16 protein-coding genes are annotated in these 17,138 nt (G+C 43.2%); 9 read left to right on the top strand and 7 right to left on the bottom strand.

Annotated features, from left to right (window positions below):
- Positions 1–54: 54 nt before the first annotated feature.
- The 4 genes from ectA to AC3D28_RS03955 all read left to right on the top strand — a co-directional run bounded on the left by ectA (position 55) and on the right by AC3D28_RS03955 (position 3,793).
- A complete protein-coding gene (gene ectA, locus AC3D28_RS03940; RefSeq protein ID WP_488535610.1) occupies positions 55–588 on the top strand; it encodes a diaminobutyrate acetyltransferase in 534 nt (177 codons plus the stop codon).
- A gap of 33 nt (positions 589–621) precedes the next feature.
- On the top strand, positions 622–1,887 hold the full coding sequence (gene ectB / locus AC3D28_RS03945) for a diaminobutyrate--2-oxoglutarate transaminase (RefSeq protein WP_488535611.1): 1,266 nt from the start codon (positions 622–624) through the stop codon (positions 1,885–1,887).
- 15 nt (positions 1,888–1,902) lie between these two features.
- The gene (locus AC3D28_RS03950; RefSeq protein ID WP_005377769.1) at positions 1,903–2,289 is read left to right on the top strand and encodes an ectoine synthase; all 387 of its coding nucleotides are present in this window, start codon (positions 1,903–1,905) and stop codon (positions 2,287–2,289) included.
- Between the two features lie 79 nt (positions 2,290–2,368).
- Entirely contained in the window at positions 2,369–3,793 is a 1,425-nt protein-coding gene (locus AC3D28_RS03955; RefSeq protein ID WP_098415635.1) for an aspartate kinase, read from the top strand.
- An 88-nt stretch (positions 3,794–3,881) separates the two neighbouring features.
- Here the strand turns inward: AC3D28_RS03955 and AC3D28_RS03960 are convergent, their stop codons facing one another.
- From AC3D28_RS03960 to AC3D28_RS03980, 5 genes are all read right to left on the bottom strand, one after another.
- Positions 3,882–5,033, bottom strand: a complete 1,152-nt coding sequence (locus AC3D28_RS03960) for an ABC transporter permease (protein ID WP_488535612.1) — start codon at positions 5,031–5,033, stop codon at positions 3,882–3,884.
- Complete coding sequence (locus AC3D28_RS03965; RefSeq protein WP_488535613.1) at positions 5,030–6,196, bottom strand: ABC transporter permease; 1,167 nt, start codon at positions 6,194–6,196, stop codon at positions 5,030–5,032. Before AC3D28_RS03965 ends, AC3D28_RS03960 begins: the two co-directional genes overlap by 4 nt.
- An 18-nt stretch (positions 6,197–6,214) precedes the next feature.
- Positions 6,215–7,195 carry an HlyD family secretion protein gene (locus tag AC3D28_RS03970; protein WP_488535614.1) on the bottom strand — a complete coding sequence of 327 codons (981 nt, stop codon included), beginning with the start codon at positions 7,193–7,195 and terminating at the stop codon, positions 6,215–6,217.
- Positions 7,196–7,198: 3 nt separating this feature from the next.
- The gene (locus AC3D28_RS03975; protein WP_488535615.1) at positions 7,199–8,614 is read right to left on the bottom strand and encodes a TolC family protein; all 1,416 of its coding nucleotides are present in this window, start codon (positions 8,612–8,614) and stop codon (positions 7,199–7,201) included.
- Between the two features lie 136 nt (positions 8,615–8,750).
- Positions 8,751–8,984: a hypothetical protein gene (locus AC3D28_RS03980; protein WP_098415630.1), complete on the bottom strand. Its 234-nt coding sequence runs from the start codon at positions 8,982–8,984 to the stop codon at positions 8,751–8,753.
- 1,077 nt (positions 8,985–10,061) lie between these two features.
- Between AC3D28_RS03980 and zwf the strand changes: the two genes are divergently transcribed.
- Genes zwf through gnd form a run of 3 tightly spaced genes read left to right on the top strand, consistent with a single transcriptional unit; the run spans position 10,062 to position 13,764 of the window.
- Positions 10,062–11,564, top strand: a complete 1,503-nt coding sequence (zwf, locus tag AC3D28_RS03985) for a glucose-6-phosphate dehydrogenase (RefSeq protein WP_488536044.1) — start codon at positions 10,062–10,064, stop codon at positions 11,562–11,564.
- Positions 11,561–12,277: a 6-phosphogluconolactonase gene (gene pgl, locus AC3D28_RS03990; RefSeq protein ID WP_488535616.1), complete on the top strand. Its 717-nt coding sequence runs from the start codon at positions 11,561–11,563 to the stop codon at positions 12,275–12,277. Before zwf ends, pgl begins: the two co-directional genes overlap by 4 nt.
- Before the next feature lie 38 nt (positions 12,278–12,315).
- Entirely contained in the window at positions 12,316–13,764 is a 1,449-nt protein-coding gene (gene gnd / locus AC3D28_RS03995) for a decarboxylating NADP(+)-dependent phosphogluconate dehydrogenase (protein ID WP_488535617.1), read from the top strand.
- Positions 13,765–13,824: 60 nt separating this feature from the next.
- Here gnd and AC3D28_RS04000 read toward each other — a convergent pair whose 3' ends face one another.
- Positions 13,825–14,040: a hypothetical protein gene (locus AC3D28_RS04000; RefSeq protein WP_488535618.1), complete on the bottom strand. Its 216-nt coding sequence runs from the start codon at positions 14,038–14,040 to the stop codon at positions 13,825–13,827.
- A 590-nt stretch (positions 14,041–14,630) separates the two neighbouring features.
- On the opposite strand from AC3D28_RS04000, the gene AC3D28_RS04005 reads away from it, so the two are divergent.
- Positions 14,631–14,768, top strand: a complete 138-nt coding sequence (locus AC3D28_RS04005) for a hypothetical protein (protein WP_488535619.1) — start codon at positions 14,631–14,633, stop codon at positions 14,766–14,768.
- A 284-nt stretch (positions 14,769–15,052) separates the two neighbouring features.
- Positions 15,053–16,024, top strand: coding sequence for a TAXI family TRAP transporter solute-binding subunit (locus AC3D28_RS04010; protein WP_488535620.1), 972 nt, complete (start codon positions 15,053–15,055; stop codon positions 16,022–16,024).
- A 90-nt stretch (positions 16,025–16,114) separates the two neighbouring features.
- On the opposite strand, the gene AC3D28_RS04015 is transcribed toward AC3D28_RS04010, so the two are convergent.
- Positions 16,115–16,885, bottom strand: coding sequence for a sulfite exporter TauE/SafE family protein (locus AC3D28_RS04015; protein WP_098415625.1), 771 nt, complete (start codon positions 16,883–16,885; stop codon positions 16,115–16,117).
- Positions 16,886–17,138: the final 253 nt, after the last annotated feature.

Here is a 17,138-nt window from a genome sequence, read left to right on the forward strand (position 1 = left end):
ATGCCCATAATAAAAAGGAAATTTAATTAGACCTCAAAGGATATGTATTTGCACATGATCACATCAGCACCTTGGGTCCTTTATCCAGAGATTGGAGAGAGCCCAAGCAAAAAATGGATTTTTCGTGAACCTAAAATCTCTGATGGTGACGACATTTACAGCTTAATTGCAGACTGTCCCCCATTGGACATGAATTCTTCTTATTGCAATTTTCTACAGTCTACGCACTTTAGCAAAACCAGCGTTTTGGTTGAGCACAAAGGCGAAATCGCAGGTTTTATTTCGGGCTATCAGAAACCAAGCGAACAAGACGTTTTATTTATCTGGCAAGTTGCAGTCTCTCCTCGTTTTAGAGGTAATGGTTTAGCTATCCGCATGTTGAAAGAACTTCTCATTAGAGAGGAATTAAGCGGTGTTAAATCGGTAGAAACAACCATCACGGAAGAAAATAAAGCCTCTTGGGCATTGTTCAAAAAATTAGATGCGATGAACGGCAATCATGGCCAAGTAAGCACATTTTTGGATGAAGAAGCCCACTTTAAAGGCAAACACGATACAGAGTATTTGTATCGCATTCCTCTCAAATAAACTCAAACAATAGGAATTAAAAACGGTCTCATCATGGATATTTTCAAAAAGCAGGAATCCAACGTACGCTCATATTCAAACAACTTTCCAGTTATCTTTCGTAAAGCGAAAGGTTGCTGGCTGGAAACAGAACAAGGTGAACGCTACTTAGACTTCCTTGCTGGAGCGGGATCTCTAAATTACGGACATAACAATCCGGTGCTTAAGCAAGCGTTACTTGAGTACATTGAAATGGACGGTATTACTCACGGTTTGGATATGCACTCAGAAGCGAAGGCATCGTTTCTTGAAGCGTTAGATACTTACATCCTAAAACCACGTAAGTTGGACTATAAAGTTCAATTTACCGGGCCAACAGGTACTAACGCTGTTGAAGCAGCGCTTAAATTAGCGAAAAAAGTGAAAGGTCGAAGTAGTGTTGTTGCATTTACTAATGGTTTCCACGGCTGTACAGCAGGTGCATTAGCGGCAACAGGTAATCAACACCACAGACAAGGTAATGGTTCAAGCTTAAATGACGTTACTCGTATTCCTTTTGAAGGTTATGCAGGCGTTGATGGCTTGGCTTTATTCGAAACCATGCTTAACGACAACTCAGCGGGAATGGACAAACCAGCAGCTGTGCTACTTGAAACAGTACAAGGTGAGGGTGGTTTGAATGCAGCGTCGAATGAATGGCTGCAACGTTTAAGTAAAATTTGTAAAGCAAATGACATTCTTATGATTGTCGATGATATTCAGGCTGGTTGTGGACGTACTGGTACGTTCTTTAGCTTTGAACCATCAGGTATTCAGCCAGATATCGTGACCTTGTCTAAATCTATTGGCGGCTACGGTTTACCAATGGCGGTTGTGCTACTTAAGCCAGAGTTGGACCAGTGGAAACCAGGGGAGCATAACGGCACGTTCCGTGGCAATAATCACGCGTTCATTACGGCGGCTAAAGCATTAGAAATTTACTGGGCTAACGATGATTTTGAAACACACATCAAGCAATGTTCAGAAAAAGTAAGCGATGTTATTAATCGCTGTGTGCGCCGCTTCCCACAAATGTTCGTGCAGAAAAAAGGTCGCGGCATGATGATCGGTATTGAATGCATTAACGGCGATATGGCCTCAGAAATTGCGAAAGACTGTTTCGGCAACGGCATGGTTATTGAAACAGCCGGCCCAGACGACGAAGTCGTGAAATTCTTCTGTCCGTTAACGATTAGCGAGTCAGAGCTAGACCAAGGACTAAGCATTTTTGAAAGCGCAGTAGAAACCACCGCTGCGAAACATTTCAAACAAGCATCTTAATAGGGATTATTAACTATGATCGTTAGAACGCTCGATGAGTGTCGCAATAGTGAGCGACGTGTTGTGTCAGATAACTGGGAAAGTGTCCGTATGTTGTTAAAAGATGACAACATGGGTTTTTCTTTCCACATCACAACAATCTATGAAGATACTGAAACGCATATTCACTATCAGAATCACCTAGAATCCGTTTTCTGTATGAGTGGTGAGGGTGAGATTGAAGTCGTAGGCGGGGAAACTTACCCAATTAAACCGGGAACGCTATACATCCTTGATAAACACGATGAGCACTACTTGAGAGCATATAAGAATAAAGAAATGGTAATGGCGTGCGTGTTTAACCCGCCTATTACCGGCGCTGAAGTTCACGATGAAAATGGTGTTTACCCTCTCGTTGACTAACCGGCTGATGTGAGGCGCTTGTCGCCTCACATTCATATCTCTTTTCTTTTAAAATTATTAATCAAAAAAAAGGCTTATCATGACATTTACCGTAGAAAAAATCGGCGGTACATCAATGACAGCATTTGATGCTGTTCTCGACAATATTATTCTTCGTCCCAAATCGCCATACAATCGTATCTTCGTTGTATCTGCATACAGCGGTATGACCGACGCACTATTAGAATGTAAAAAAACCAGCAAACCAGGCGTATATCAACTTATCGCAAAGCGTGATGATAAATGGGAAGAAGCTTTAACATACGTAGAAAGCCGTATGTTATTAACGAATGAAAATATTTTTGCAGACCCAATGAGCCGTATGCGCGCAGATAAATTTATCCGCTCACGAATTGCTGAAGCAAAAAACTGTATTGCGAATATTCTAGAAACTTGTCAGTACGGTCAGTTTTCATTGCGCCAATATTTACCTCAAATTCGAGAGTTTCTCTCGTCTATTGGAGAGGCACACAGTGCTTATAACACCGCATTGAAGCTAAAAAATATGGGTATTAACGCTAAGTTCGTTGACCTGTCCGGTTGGGATAATCAAGCGCCAAGAAGCCTTGAAGAATCGATTAGCGACGCATTTGCTGATATTGATGTGTCAAAAGAACTGCCAATCGTTACTGGTTATGCTTACTGTAAAGAAGGGCTAATGCATACCTATGACCGAGGTTATAGTGAGATGACATTTAGCCGCATTGCCGCCATCACAAAAGCGGATTTAGCGGTAATTCACAAAGAATATCATTTGAGCTCTGCAGACCCTCGCGTCGTCGGCCCTGAAAAAGTATTGCCAATAGGTAGTACAAACTATGATGTGGCAGACCAACTTGCTAACCTTGGTATGGAAGCAATTCACCCGAATGCGGCAGCAGGTTTGCGTGAGAGTGGTATTGAGCTGCAAATAAAAAATACGTTTGAACCTGAGCATGAAGGTACATTAATTTCTTCAAGCTACCGCCCAGAAGAAGACAAAGTTGAAATTATTGCGGGTAAAGAAAAAGTATTCGCACTGCATTTATTCGACCAAGCAATGGTAGGGAAAGCGGATAATGTAAGTTATGAGTTAATGGAGATCATCTCAGATGCTTGCGTTAGTTTGGTCGGTAAAGAGATGAATGCGAACTCAATCACTTACTACTTAGTTGGCAGCACGGATAGCTTGAACAAAGTGCTTTATAAAGCAGAGAAACGTTATCCAAATGCTTCGATAAAAGGCCGCATGGTTGCGCTGATTTCAGCCATTGGTTCTCAAATCGACACCAACAAAACGTTGGCTAAAGGTGTACTTTCTCTAATGAATAACGGCGTGACTCCGGTTGCGCTGCACTCATCAATGAGAAACGTAAACGTTCAGTTCGTCGTAAGTGATAAAGAATATCAACATGCGATTTGTGCATTGCATGATGAGTTTTTCCCGCCAGTTCAAGGGAAAAAATCAATGGATGATGTTGCTTAAGTATTACATCTGTTTTCTAAAAGCACGGAACAAAAGGAGCCTCGAAAGTGGCTCCTTTGTTTTTTAGACCCAATATTTAGTCTGAAAGCTAGCTTATGCTTTCCGTCACAACTGGTTTAGAATTGCGTCTTGCAATCCAATATGCCGCACTTCCCCAAAGAACGGTCAGAGCCCAAAGCCCCGTCCAATGCTCAGCCACTTGTTGCCACGTAGCCCCCATTTGATTTAGTGCCAGAAAGCCTTTAATTGCCCATGTGCTTGGGCTTAAGTCGGCCAACCAAAGCAGTGGGGCAGGGATTGATTCCACAGGCCAGATAAAGCCAGCTAAGAAAATTAGTGGCATTGAACTCACTAATACTACGAAAGTCACTAATTCTCGTCTTGGTAATAAGTAGCCCAAACAAAAGCCTAGACCGCAGCATCCAAGCAAGAATGGCAACAGCATAGTGAGCAATTCACCTGCTTTAGCGATATGGTTAACGTTCAGACGTTCGAAACTGAACCCCAAGTAATAGGCACTCAGCAAGTAGTAGACCGCCACAAAGACAAGGGTTCGTACCAGTATCAATGAGCCCGTTGATACTTGAGACCAATATCCACGTCCGTGACGCTGTGAGCCGGTTTGTAATCCCACTGCCATTATCAGCGTTTGTTGTAAGATCAGCACAAACACTGCAGGAACCACATATTCGATGTATCCCATCGTTGGGTTGAACGTTGGTTTCATATTCAGCTTAACTGCGGAGTAGTTGTGGCTAGCCATACTCAGTGGTACGCCATTAATCACCATTTTACTGACTTTCACTTGTGCGCCTAACGTTCCGCCAGCTTGTGCTAAACCTTCAACTACGGTCCCGTAAACTAAAAAATAAGAAGCATCAGCAGCATAAGCGAGGGTAGGGCTTTTACCTAGCATCAGGTCTTTGTAAAAGTGCTCAGGGATGACTAAGAAGCCAGTAATATCACGATTAAAAAAAGCTTGCTTCGCATCTGCAATGGTATGAAACCGAGTCATCACTCGTACTTGTGGAGTCGCATCGACCATACGTTCAAGTGTCAAACTGGTTTGACTACCGTCCAAGTTTACAATTGCAATTGGCTGTTCACGTGGTGTTTGTTGCGCGTAAGGCAGAGGATATAAAAACGAATAGAACACCACCCCACCAAACACGGTTAATGTCACGACCGGATTCGTCAGAACGGATCGAATTTCCGCTTTAAGCAGTTGCCATAATGTCATACAGCCTCCTCGCTTCGACACTTAAGTGCAGCCGTTCTGTATTTACTCATTAAGGCGGCGGTTAGTATCAAAGGCACAACGTAGCCAATCATCGGGCATAAAGTACGTAAAGATTCTACTGTGGATTCGCCATAGCTGGCTTGGCCGATCTGCACTTCAATGTAATGGGTAATGGGTAATAATGACCGCCAAGCGTAAGCGAGCGTATTCATGTCAGAGACTGGGAAAGTAACCCCCATAAAGGCAAAACTAGGCGCAGTAAAGGCGCCTGCAAAACTCATAGCGCGGGCAGGATCCATTGATAAAAAGAAGAATAACGCTCCCATAATCATGCAGGCAATTATTGTACTTAACTGAGCCAGCAATATGACAATGAAGCTGCCCGCCATTGGCCAATCTAGTAAGAGATAAAACCAATAAAGAAAAAGTGCGCCTTGCAGCATAAATACAGGAATGTATCGACTCAAAATAAAAGCCAGCTTTGCGTATGGTTTGTCGCCTAGAAACTCAAACTGCGTTTTCCCAGCGTAAATACGAAAATGTGCCGCTAAGATCAAAATGGTGCTAACAACGATACCAATCTGCCAAATTGCTGGAACGATCGCGGTAACCAAAAACTGAGCGTAGTTGTTATTGCGGTTAAATAGGGCTGTGATCTGAGTTGTAACAGGTACGGCTTGGCCCGTGGCAGCAAGCGTTGTGGTATTCCCTTGCGCCAAATTATTCATCACCTCAAGCTGAGCATCGAAATATCCTTGTGCTTGTGCAACAGCAGAGTTGACCAACTTTGCGATCAAAATATATTGGCTGTTGTAAAATACAGAAAGCTGAGGCTGATGATGCTGAAAAATCTCCTGATCGAATTGCGGTGGAATCACCGCATAAGCGTAAATATCGCCTTCGATCATCGCGTTTTTTGCTTCAGTAGCACTGGTGTAGTGATAATTTACCGCTAAGCTAGATGAAGCATCTAAAAATTGGGTCAGTTTTCTGGACAGTTGGGAGTGTTGTAAATCTACGACACCTATTGGTAGATCCCGAGCAATACCTGCTGAGAATACGCCCCATATGGTAATAGCCAGTAAAAGCGGCACCCAAGTGATGCACGATAGTAACCACTTGTCTCGGCGCAAGATATGCCGTTGTGAAATCTTAATCGTCATAAAGTCCACCCGTTGTGATTAGAGTTCAACAACAACACTCATGCCCATGCGCAGCTTAGATTCCGCTTGAGTTGGACGAGCTTCTACTTCAAACGTGCGCAAATCAAAACCTTGAGACGCGTCGGTTGCTCTCCAAGTGGCAAAGTCACCCATTACGGCAATATGCATTACTTTAAACTCAACACTTTTGTCTAAAGCTGGGAGATATGCGTTAAAGGTTGAGCCTTTGTTGAAGTGCTTTAGATGATCTTCACGGACGTTAAGCGTTGCCCAAGCATCTTGCGTATCAATAACTGTAACGACAGGAAAACCTTGCGGTGCTAACTCGCCACTTTGAAGCAATATTTGAGAAACTTCGCCATCAAACCAGCTGTAGATTTGCGTATCTTTGGCATACGCTTCAACCTCTGCGACAGCACCAGAAGCCATACGAGCTTTTTCAGCCGCCGCGACTTTTGTTTCACTACGAGCGCCTTCTTTTGCCATCTCGTACATCTGGTACGCTGCGCTTTGTGTGTATTTCGCGGCTTGCCACTGGGTTAATGCTTCGTCGCGTTTTTGTTCTGCAACGACACCATCTTTATAAAGATTATTGATTCTGTTGTAAGTCTTCGCCATTAAATCCGCGGCAGATTTGGCTTTCAGCCATTGATCTTTGGCTGCTTGAATTTGTTGTTCACGGGCGCCTTTTTCTGCCTCTTGCGCTAAAGCATCTGCCGCCTTTTCACCAGCTTTTGCTTGCTCTAGCTTCGCTTCTATTTCAGGGCTATGAAGCGTAAAGATAAGTTGCCCTTTCTCAACTTTATCACCTTTGCGAACCATTACCTCATCAATACGGCCCGCCACTTTAGAAGAAATACTGTACTGCTGAGCCTCTATCAACCCTTGGAGACGAACGGGTGCTGGCTGATAGGCTTGATAAAATTGATAGCCAATCCAAGAGACGATACCCAAAGCACAAAGTGATAGGAAAACAGGTTTTAGTGATTTCGCTGCCATGGTTTATTTCACCTCTTTGGATATTGAAGCAGGGATATAAGCGGTATGTTGGTATTGTTCGAAGTTGTTCATTTCACTGCTAAGAGCCAACAGTTTTGTTAAAGAAATCAAATAGCGGAAACGCGCTGCTGAGCGTTGTGTCTCAATATTGGCGACATAAAGTTGTGCATCAACGACATCTAGAGATGAAGAAAGTCCTTGAGTAAACGCTTTTTCTCGTAGACGTAGGTTTTCGTTTGCCAGCGTAATACTTGATTCGAGCCCTTGAACTTCGTCGATGGCTTGTTGTGCTTGGAGATACGTTTTTTGCACTAATAACGACAAGTCTTGTCTTGCCTGAGATTTTAATGAATCAACTTGTGAGGCCACACTTTGCGCGGCTTTTACTTTTTCACTTCGACCTGTTGACTCAATCAACGGAATACTTACGCCGACACCAACTAACCAGTCTGGCTTCATTTGGCTTGCCAACGAGTCATCTTCATACAAGTTGTAATCGCCGTACAAATAAACCTCAGGATAATATTTTCCTTTTTCTGCTTTGATTAAGCTTGATGCTTGTTTGTGTTTGGCATCAAGAAGTTCAAGTCCAGGGTAGGTGAGCAAGGTTTGATCAATAAAAGCAGTGAGAGGTGGGAGATTCTCATTTATGAATAGCGACTCTATGGGTTCGATGGCATCGTCTTGAGCCAGAAGTTTACCCAACGCGGCTTGAGCAATGCTTAAGTCGTTTGCTGCTTTACGGGTTTCAACGGAGGCTTTATCTAGTGAGGCTTCTGCTTGTAGACGCTCTACATGCGCTATCTGTCCTTGCTCCTCGAGTTTAATTGCAAAATTTCGGTGTTTCTTTAATCCTGCCTCAACCGCTTTTCGTGTTGTTAACACTTCTTTTGCGAGTACAACCGAGAAGTAATATTTAGATAAATCTTCGAAACGCGCTTGTTGTTCCATCAAAAGCTGGCTTTGCGCTTCATCCGTCTTTCCTTCTGCTGCTGACTGTGCCGCAGAGATACGGCCACCAGTAAAAATCGGCCAAATTGCCCGAATAGAAGAAGAGAAAATATCGCGTTCAGTAATGGTCGAAGTCGTATTCGACAGTGTACCAAAAATAGGTTGAAAGGCTGGCGGAATAATAATATTTGCCCCGGTGCTATCAAGTATTTGCTTCCCTGACAGCGTGATGTCGGTATCTAAACGCGTGTAATTTGCACCAAGGGTCACTTGAGGCCAGTTAAGGTGGTTTGTCGCCCTCTGTTGGTATTGATAATTATCAACGTTTGAGCGTTGAGCCTTGAGAGAGTAGTTGTTTTCTAATAACAACTGCCATGCAGTATCAAAGGTGATAGGTGCCGCATGACAGGTAAAAGAAATGGAGCTGCTGAGTAAACCCAGAATCCAAAACTTTTCCGTTTTTTTCATAGTGGCTGCTTTGTTTGTAGAGTAATAACTCTAATATAAAGGATTCGACTCACACTGTTAAGTGGAGAGGGGAAGAATTAGGTGGAAAACCATGCGGCCAGCTCATGAGTATAGCGGGCCGCGTAGGAGTCAAAAATCATTTAATATATGGGTATGGACAGTGAAACTCTGCCCGCCATTCAAGTTGGCGAGAACCACGCATTGTATTCAATAAATCTTTACCACTCATTTGAGGGAACGATAACAATACTTTGAGTTCAGAAGTATTGCCTCCGTTATTTTCATAAGCTCTGACGTGTGTAAAAGTTGAATATATATTCTCTGACAGCATGGCCTTATTCAGGCAAATTCCAAATGTATCGCGTTCCATGTTCGGTATTCCTTTTAACTATAAATGTATCTATACCTATAGTTTTTTGTTCAGCTTTAGATGGTATCTAAGTCCTTGTCATATAGTCAGTATTTGTATTGTATTTTATTTTTATTCAAATAAATGACATCAAATATTGAGCGTTTAACAGACTTCCAGCTTAACTGCTTTCCATGTTGAAACTCTTACAGGCTTCTTTGACTAAAAAGTATACGTGGTAAAGTCTAAAAAAGCCTCAAAAACCCCTGAAATGACCGTGATTATGATCACGCTTTAAGGGGGCAATTATGTATGGGGTTTTAGGTTGGTAGCGAATGCTGAATTCAGTCAATAATGGTCGTTTTATGTTTCATCACGGCCATAAACTAACCGTTAAACTTGCTGTTGTTTGCATCACATCAACGGCTCAAGGAGCACTGAGTTATTCGCTTCGAGGAAGCAGAAATGTTCGATATGTAGGCCAGCATTAATGTGAGTTTTGAGCGGTGATGCAGTGAATAAAAGTGGTCATGAGTACACATAAAGAAGCTGTTTTCAGGATGGTTCCGCATTGATAGTATCGTCATTATGCTTAATTGAGTATGATTATCATATAGGCGAATTAAAAATAGGTTTTGAGTCGGTCTCGTTAACTTTGTAATGGGTTGCAAAGCTGGATAAATATTGCTCAAATTAGCGTTTTTGTTTAAATTTCAGCTAACTTTAATTAGGCTTTTTTATTGATTAAATACAATCGGTTATGATGTTATGTGTAACTTATTTAAACGTTTGCACTGGCAAGTGTTGATGTAAATCAAATAGTCGTAGACAATACTGCACCGTGTCGGACTCTCCTCCACTGAGTACAGTTTGTACTCTTGAGACATAAGTGACCCAAATGACCTCAATACGTCGTGACGTCGTGTTTTCGCAAAGACTCAAGAAGCGCCACTTTGAGGTTCTGTGGGCCTATAGACTTTACCTATCAACGTAATAGGTAAGGCCAATTTTCTATTTTGAGGTGCCATTGATAGGGTTGGCTTATCCTTTAGCCGTATCCAGGCGCACAATAAGTACCTAGTTTTAAAGGGAAAGATGATGGTAATACCAGAAAAAAGTAGCATCGTTATTTTTGGTGCTTCGGGTGACCTTACATACCGAAAGTTAATTCCTGCTTTATACCACCTCTACGCGAATAAGCAGCTACCAGAAAACTTTGCGATTCTGGGAGTAAGTCGCACAGAGTACAGTGACGAGTCTTATCGCGAGAAGTTGAAAAAATCACTTCAGGAAATGGAAAAAACTGAGCCAGAAACGCTTGATGCATTCATTAACCATCTGCATTACCAAGCTATTAACACTTCTGACACGCAAGATTACAGCAAGCTATCTTCTCGTTTAGACCAACTAGCCGACGAATACCAGTTTGAGCAACGTAATACACTTTTCTATTTAGCGACACCTCCTAGTCTATATAGTGTGGTTCCTGCAAGCCTTGCCGCTCATGGCCTAAATAACGAAGAGGACGGCTGGAAACGTCTGATCATTGAAAAGCCATTCGGTTATGATCTTGAATCTGCCCGTACTTTAGATAAAGAAATCCATGAACATTTCCAAGAACATCAGCTTTACCGCATTGACCACTACCTAGGCAAAGAAACCGTTCAAAACTTATTGGTTTTCCGTTTTTCAAACGCAATGTTTGAACCGTTATGGAACCGTAACTTCATTGATTACGTGGAAATCACAGGTGCGGAGTTCTTGGGCGTTGAAGAACGCGGTGGTTATTACGATAATTCTGGCGCGGTTCGAGATATGTTCCAAAACCACCTGCTACAAGTCTTGGCGATGGTTGGTATGGAGCCACCGGCACAAATCAATGCAGATTCAATGCGAGATGAAGTGGTGAAGGTACTTCAGTGTCTAAAACCATTGGACGAAGACGCCCTGCGTAACGACTTAGTGTTAGGTCAATACACGGCTTCAGAAGTCAGAGGACAAAGTTTACGTGGTTACCGAGAGGAGCCAGGCGTAGCGGACGATTCTCGTACTGAGACTTACATTGGTTTGAAAGCGTACATTAATAACTGGCGTTGGAATGGCGTACCTTTTTATGTTCGTACAGGTAAGCGTCTTCCGACTCGTGTGACTGAGGTGGTGATTCACTTTAAACAAACACCGCACCCAGTGTTTGGTCAAAATGCCCCAGAGAATAAGTTAATCATCCGGATTCAGCCAGATGAAGGTATCCAGATGAGCTTTGGTTTGAAAGAGCCAGGGGCGGGTTTTAAAGCGAAGGAAGTCAAAATGAACTTCCATTACGCTGACCTTCAAGAAACGCAAATGCTAACGGCATATGAGCGTCTTCTTCTTGATGCCCTAAAAGGGGATGCTACGCTATTTGCACGTAGTGATGCGGTGGAAGCATGTTGGCAGTACGTACAGCCAATTCTTGATTTCAAACAAGACCCGCAATCACTCTTCGGATACGCATGTGGAACATGGGGCCCTAAAGAGTCAGATAATTTGCTAGAGCGTGACGATCGCGCTTGGCGTTTCCCATGTAAAAACTTAACAGATACGGACTACTGTGAACTATGAACAACCACAAGATTTATCAAACTGCGGAGCGAGTAATAGAAAGCTTAGCGAACGACATGAAAGCGTTTAGCGAAATGGGCCGACCTGTTCACATTTCTCTTTCAGGCGGCAGCACTCCCAAAATGTTGTTTAAACTCCTAGCGTCAGACGCTTATGCGACAGCCATTCAATGGCAAAACCTACACTTCTGGTGGGGAGATGAGCGCTGCGTGGCTCCTGACGATGCGGAGAGCAACTACGGCGAAGCCAATGCGCTGCTTTTCAGCCAAGTAGACATTCCTGCGGAGAACATCCACCGTATCCGCGGTGAGAATGATCCACAAGTAGAAGCAGAACGCTTTGCCAAAGAGATGTTAGACGTAATCCCAACAGAAAATGGTACGCCAGTATTCGACTGGATCTTATTGGGTGTCGGAGCAGATGGCCATACTGCGTCTCTATTTCCTGGCTACACCAATTACGATGATGAAAATCTTGCCATTGTGGCATCTCATCCCGAATCAGGCCAATTGCGTGTCTCTAAGACCGTTCGCGTTATAGAAGCCGCGAAACGTGTGAGTTACTTGGTACTTGGTGCGGGTAAAGCCGACATCGTGGAAGAGATCAGCAATTCTATTACTGACACGCTCTCATATCCGGCAGCGAAGATCCACTCGAGAGAGGGATTAACAGAATGGTATTTAGATTTGGACGCAGCAGCGAAAATTGCGTAACTTGCTGCTCGTCAATGAAAGACAATTGGAGAGAAATAATGAAAGGTGATATCGGTGTAATTGGCCTAGCAGTTATGGGACAAAACCTTATCCTAAACATGAATGATCACGGCTTCAAAGTTGTGGCGCACAACCGTACTGCTGCAAAAGTAGACGAGTTCTTAGAAGGTCCAGCGAAAGGCACCAATATCGTCGGTGCTTACTCTCTAGAAGAACTAGTAGAGAAGCTAGAAACACCACGTAAAGTGATGCTAATGGTTCGTGCTGGTGACGTTGTAGACACGTTCATCGAAAACCTAATCCCGCTTCTAGACGAAGGCGACATCATCATTGATGGTGGTAACACGAACTACCCAGACACTAACCGTCGTGTCGCGCATTGTCGTGAGAAAGGCATCCACTTCATTGGTACTGGTGTATCTGGTGGTGAAGAAGGTGCGCGTTTCGGTCCTTCAATCATGCCAGGCGGCGCGGCTGAAGCGTGGGAAGCGGTGAAGCCTATCTTCCAAGGTATCTCTGCAAAAACAGACGCTGGCGAGCCTTGTTGTGACTGGGTTGGTAACGACGGTGCGGGTCACTTCGTTAAGATGGTACACAACGGCATCGAATACGGCGACATGCAGCTTATCACTGAAGCATACCAGTTCATGAAAGATGGCCTAGGTATGTCTGCTGACGAGATGCAAGCAGTATTCGCTGACTGGAACAAGACTGAGCTAGACAGCTACCTAGTTGAAATCACTGCTGACATCCTTGGCTACAAAGATGAAGACGGTGAGCCGCTAGTAGAGAAAATCCTAGATACAGCTGGTCAAAAAGGCACGGGCAAATGGACGGGTATCAACGCACTAGACCTAGGTATCCCACTAACTCTAATCTCTGAGTCTGTATTCTCTCGTTGCCTGTCTGCTCTTAAAGACCAACGTGTTGAAGCTGAAGCTTTGTTTGAGAAGACCATCACTCCAGTTGAAGGTGACAAGCAAGAATGGGTTGATGCACTACGTCAAGCTCTACTGGCTTCTAAGATCATCTCTTACGCTCAAGGTTTCATGCTAATGCGTGAAGCGTCGAACGAAAACGGCTGGGACCTAAACTACGGTAACGTAGCACTAATGTGGCGTGGTGGTTGTATCATCCGTTCTGCATTCCTAGGCAACATCCGTGATGCGTACGAAGCAAATCCAGACATCGCGTTCCTAGGTTCTGACGAGTACTTCAAAAACATCCTACAAGGCAGCCTAGTAGCATGGCGTAAAGTAGCAGCGAAATCTCTAGAGTCTGGTATCCCAATGCCATGTACGATTTCTGCGCTATCTTTCCTAGACGGTTACACAACCGCTCGTCTACCAGCTAACCTGCTTCAAGCTCAACGTGACTACTTCGGTGCTCACACTTACGAGCGTACTGACCGTCCACGTGGTGAGTTCTTCCACACGAACTGGACTGGTACAGGCGGTAACACAGCGTCTACCACTTACGACGTATAATACGTTTAAGTGACTTAAGACAATCTAAAAGGGTGCTCGCGGCATCCTTTTTTTTATCCATTATTTAGCGCCTAGGTGCTCTTTTTCACTGATATGGCTTTTATGTTGGTAAAGCTTATCTTTGAGATAGAAGGTGACACTAACAACAATCGCCAGTACGGAAACGGTAAAGAGCGCATACATGTTTAGAACCCATGCGAACGTTGCGGTCAAAAAAGCAATGAAGGAAAACATTCTGCTGAAAGTCATTACATGACCAAGTTTGTTGCTTTTCATATAGGCCTCCCAAATAGAGTGGGGATAGACAAGAGTGAGAACGCGTCAAATTGATTCATTTCACTTACATTTTATTGTCTACTTTTCTTCGCGATTACACCCAAAAAAGTGGCTAAAGATTTCTCAAAAAAGGTTAAATATTGAACCGGTAGACAGATTGATATGCTGTTTTATATGTATGTGCATTTAATTGTGTATTCGATAGAGCTTTTGACGACTCGTTAAGCGTTTTTTACCAAAAGAGAGAGTGAGCTAAGCGAGTTCTTTTTCATGTCTGTTGTAATGCTTGCACGTTATTAGGTTGAATCTCATCCCTGAGTATTAAAAATTATTATCCTTTATAAACAAAAATTTAGTGAACAATCGATATTGAGCCATTTCTAATAATGAAACTAAGGTGTATCAACGATGAAAAAGAGTGCTTGGTAAGCCGTTAAGCTACTCCTATAATTGGCCCGCGCATGTAGGATGTGTCATCAATAAACATCCTCTATTATTTGAAACCAGCGACAAGGAGCTAAGAAAACGTGTTTTCTGATGTTGCTTCCATTGACCAAGAAGGTGATTAATAGCAAATTGAGGTTCTAACGATGACTCTTAACAAGTACTTTGTTTTCATTCCAGAAGTATTGAATCAGGAAGTACATAAGGACAAACAAGTGATATCTGAGAAGGAAGCTCAACGACAGGTATTGGTAAAACAGGCGCAACAAGAAGGCGGCTTGTAAACTAGGTTTCAAATCAAAGAGCACCTGATATTGGTGCTCTTTTTGTGTCAAGTTCACGCCATTGAAGTCCGGTTAAGTACTAATATTTTTCATTTTTCTAGAAACGATACTGCAATAGCTAACATTAAGTATGCGAGGTATTTTGTTGATGTGATTTTGAGCCGCCTGATAGATTGCAGAGTTAACGAAAGCATACTGAGGTCAATGTTGCGAAATCAAACGTTATCAAATTGTTAACGCTTGCTATACTTAAACGGTCACAAACACAGGTAAAAGGATGTTCAATGTTTAAGTTCAAACAAATTGCACTTGCTGCATCGTTGGCAGCGTTAACTACAGGCTTTGCTGCGTCAGCTGAAGAGACTTTTGTCACGATTGGTACCGGAGGGGTAACGGGCGTTTACTATCCAACAGGTGGGGCTATCTGTCGCTTGGTAAACAAATCTCGTGAAGAGCATGGTATCCGTTGCTCGGTCGAAAGTACGGGCGGTTCAATATACAACATCAACACTATCCGTGCAGGCGAACTGGATCTGGGTATCGCACAGTCTGACTGGCAATACCACGCTTACAATGGAAGCAGTAAGTTTGAGAGCAGTGGACCATTTAAAGAGTTACGTGCTGTTTTCTCCGTACACCCAGAACCGTTCACAGTCGTTGCTCGTAAAGATGCCAACATCAAAACGTTTGATGACTTAAAGGGTAAGCGAGTCAATATCGGTAACCCGGGCTCAGGTCAACGCGGTACTATGGAAGTATTAATGAAGCAGTATGGATGGAGCAATGATGACTTTAAGCTTGTTTCAGAGCTTAAAGCCGCAGAGCAATCAAAAGCACTGTGTGATAACAAAATCGATGCCATGGTTTATACGGTGGGTCATCCAAGTGGTGCCATTAAAGAAGCAACCACATCGTGTGATAGCAATATCGTTACGGTATCGGGGCCTAATGTAGAAAAACTGGTCGCAGACAACAGCTTCTATCGCGTTGTCAGCGTACCGGGTGGCATGTACCGTGGTACGGATAACGATGTACAGACATTTGGTGTCGGTGCTACGTTTGTTTCTTCTACTGCCGTTTCTGAAGATGTGGTTTATAACGTTGTAAAAGCGGTATTTGAAAATTTTGATGATTTTCGTCGTCTTCATCCTGCTTTCTCTATCTTGAAGAAAGAAGAAATGGTCAGGGATGGTTTATCAGCACCACTTCATCCAGGTGCACTAAAATACTATAAAGAAATCGGTTTGATTGAGTAATCATTCCTCTTTGTTTACTTAATATAAAACGCCATCTACGAGATGGCGTTTTATGTGTTTATTTATCTAATTTAGGATGGAAGAGCGAGGTTAAGTGTACACATCAATGAAAAAGTAGATCGTGATGAGGATTGAAGAAACCGTGACAAACCCTTTCACATGAGTGGGGTTTAACTGACGAGAAACCCGCGCCGCGAGATACCCCCCCAGCAAAGTTCCTCCCATAACAATACTGCCTTTGCTCCAATCAATTGAACCGTTCGCAATAAAAATTAAGATGGCGATGAGCGATACACAAGTAGAAACAAGCAGCTTTAGCCCATTCATTAAGTTAATGTCTTGATGACCCGCCACCACTAAATAGCTCAGTACAACAACCCCTAAACTGGCATTGAAAAAACCGCCGTATGCGGATACTCCAACCAACAATAAGCCCAACGCTATCACGCCTAATACACCCGCGTGTTTGTGTTCTTTTGTGACGGCCTTGATCGTCATGGTTAACCGTGATCCGGTCAAAAAAAGCACAGTCGCAAACAAAAGCAGCCAAGGAATGGCCTCTAAAAATAGTGACTCAGGTGTATTGAGCAACAGGTAAGCACCAAACGCACCACCAATTAGGCTAAAAGATACCGTAAACAGTAACTCTTGCTTATTTTTAAGGATCTCTTCTCTAAACCCGATAGCACCGCTGATGTAACCAGCACATGCGGCATAGGTGTTCGTCGCATTTGCGATAATAGGCGGCACGCCAACGGCCATTAAGGCTGGAAAAGTAATAAAGCTTCCACCTCCGGCAATGGAATTGATGATCCCACCAACCACGCCCGCAGCGAACAAGAGGGCAAAGTCCATTTGCATACATGTTCCTTTGTGTGTTTTTTGTTCTAATGTTGTTAACGGTACTCAATTTGTTGGCGCAAAGATAGTAGCAAATGGTCAAATAAGCCTCATTGCTTGGTTCTGTAGACGGAGGCGAGCTCTGTTTCTATTTAAAGTTACACTTTGTCTTAATGACCACATTGTCGACAATTTTTTATTTGTCTCTATTTTTACGTAGTAGATAAGCAATTAATCGTCACTTAAAGCACTTTTATCTACGACCTTAGTCTAA

This window comes from Vibrio sp. TAP-3B (genome assembly GCF_057784735.1).

Coding starts and splice junctions, on each gene's coding strand:
- ectA (WP_488535610.1), top strand. CDS start 55: ATGATCACATCAGCACCTTGGGTCCTTTATCCAGAGATTGGAGAGAGC.
- AC3D28_RS04005 (WP_488535619.1), top strand. CDS start 14,631: ATGACTCTTAACAAGTACTTTGTTTTCATTCCAGAAGTATTGAATCAG.
- AC3D28_RS03955 (WP_098415635.1), top strand. CDS start 2,369: ATGACATTTACCGTAGAAAAAATCGGCGGTACATCAATGACAGCATTT.
- AC3D28_RS04015 (WP_098415625.1), bottom strand. CDS start 16,885: ATGCAAATGGACTTTGCCCTCTTGTTCGCTGCGGGCGTGGTTGGTGGG.
- AC3D28_RS03950 (WP_005377769.1), top strand. CDS start 1,903: ATGATCGTTAGAACGCTCGATGAGTGTCGCAATAGTGAGCGACGTGTT.
- ectB (WP_488535611.1), top strand. CDS start 622: ATGGATATTTTCAAAAAGCAGGAATCCAACGTACGCTCATATTCAAAC.
- pgl (WP_488535616.1), top strand. CDS start 11,561: ATGAACAACCACAAGATTTATCAAACTGCGGAGCGAGTAATAGAAAGC.
- AC3D28_RS03975 (WP_488535615.1), bottom strand. CDS start 8,614: ATGAAAAAAACGGAAAAGTTTTGGATTCTGGGTTTACTCAGCAGCTCC.
- AC3D28_RS03970 (WP_488535614.1), bottom strand. CDS start 7,195: ATGGCAGCGAAATCACTAAAACCTGTTTTCCTATCACTTTGTGCTTTG.
- gnd (WP_488535617.1), top strand. CDS start 12,316: ATGAAAGGTGATATCGGTGTAATTGGCCTAGCAGTTATGGGACAAAAC.
- AC3D28_RS03960 (WP_488535612.1), bottom strand. CDS start 5,033: ATGACATTATGGCAACTGCTTAAAGCGGAAATTCGATCCGTTCTGACG.
- zwf (WP_488536044.1), top strand. CDS start 10,062: ATGGTAATACCAGAAAAAAGTAGCATCGTTATTTTTGGTGCTTCGGGT.
- AC3D28_RS04000 (WP_488535618.1), bottom strand. CDS start 14,040: ATGAAAAGCAACAAACTTGGTCATGTAATGACTTTCAGCAGAATGTTT.
- AC3D28_RS04010 (WP_488535620.1), top strand. CDS start 15,053: ATGTTTAAGTTCAAACAAATTGCACTTGCTGCATCGTTGGCAGCGTTA.
- AC3D28_RS03980 (WP_098415630.1), bottom strand. CDS start 8,984: ATGGAACGCGATACATTTGGAATTTGCCTGAATAAGGCCATGCTGTCA.
- AC3D28_RS03965 (WP_488535613.1), bottom strand. CDS start 6,196: ATGACGATTAAGATTTCACAACGGCATATCTTGCGCCGAGACAAGTGG.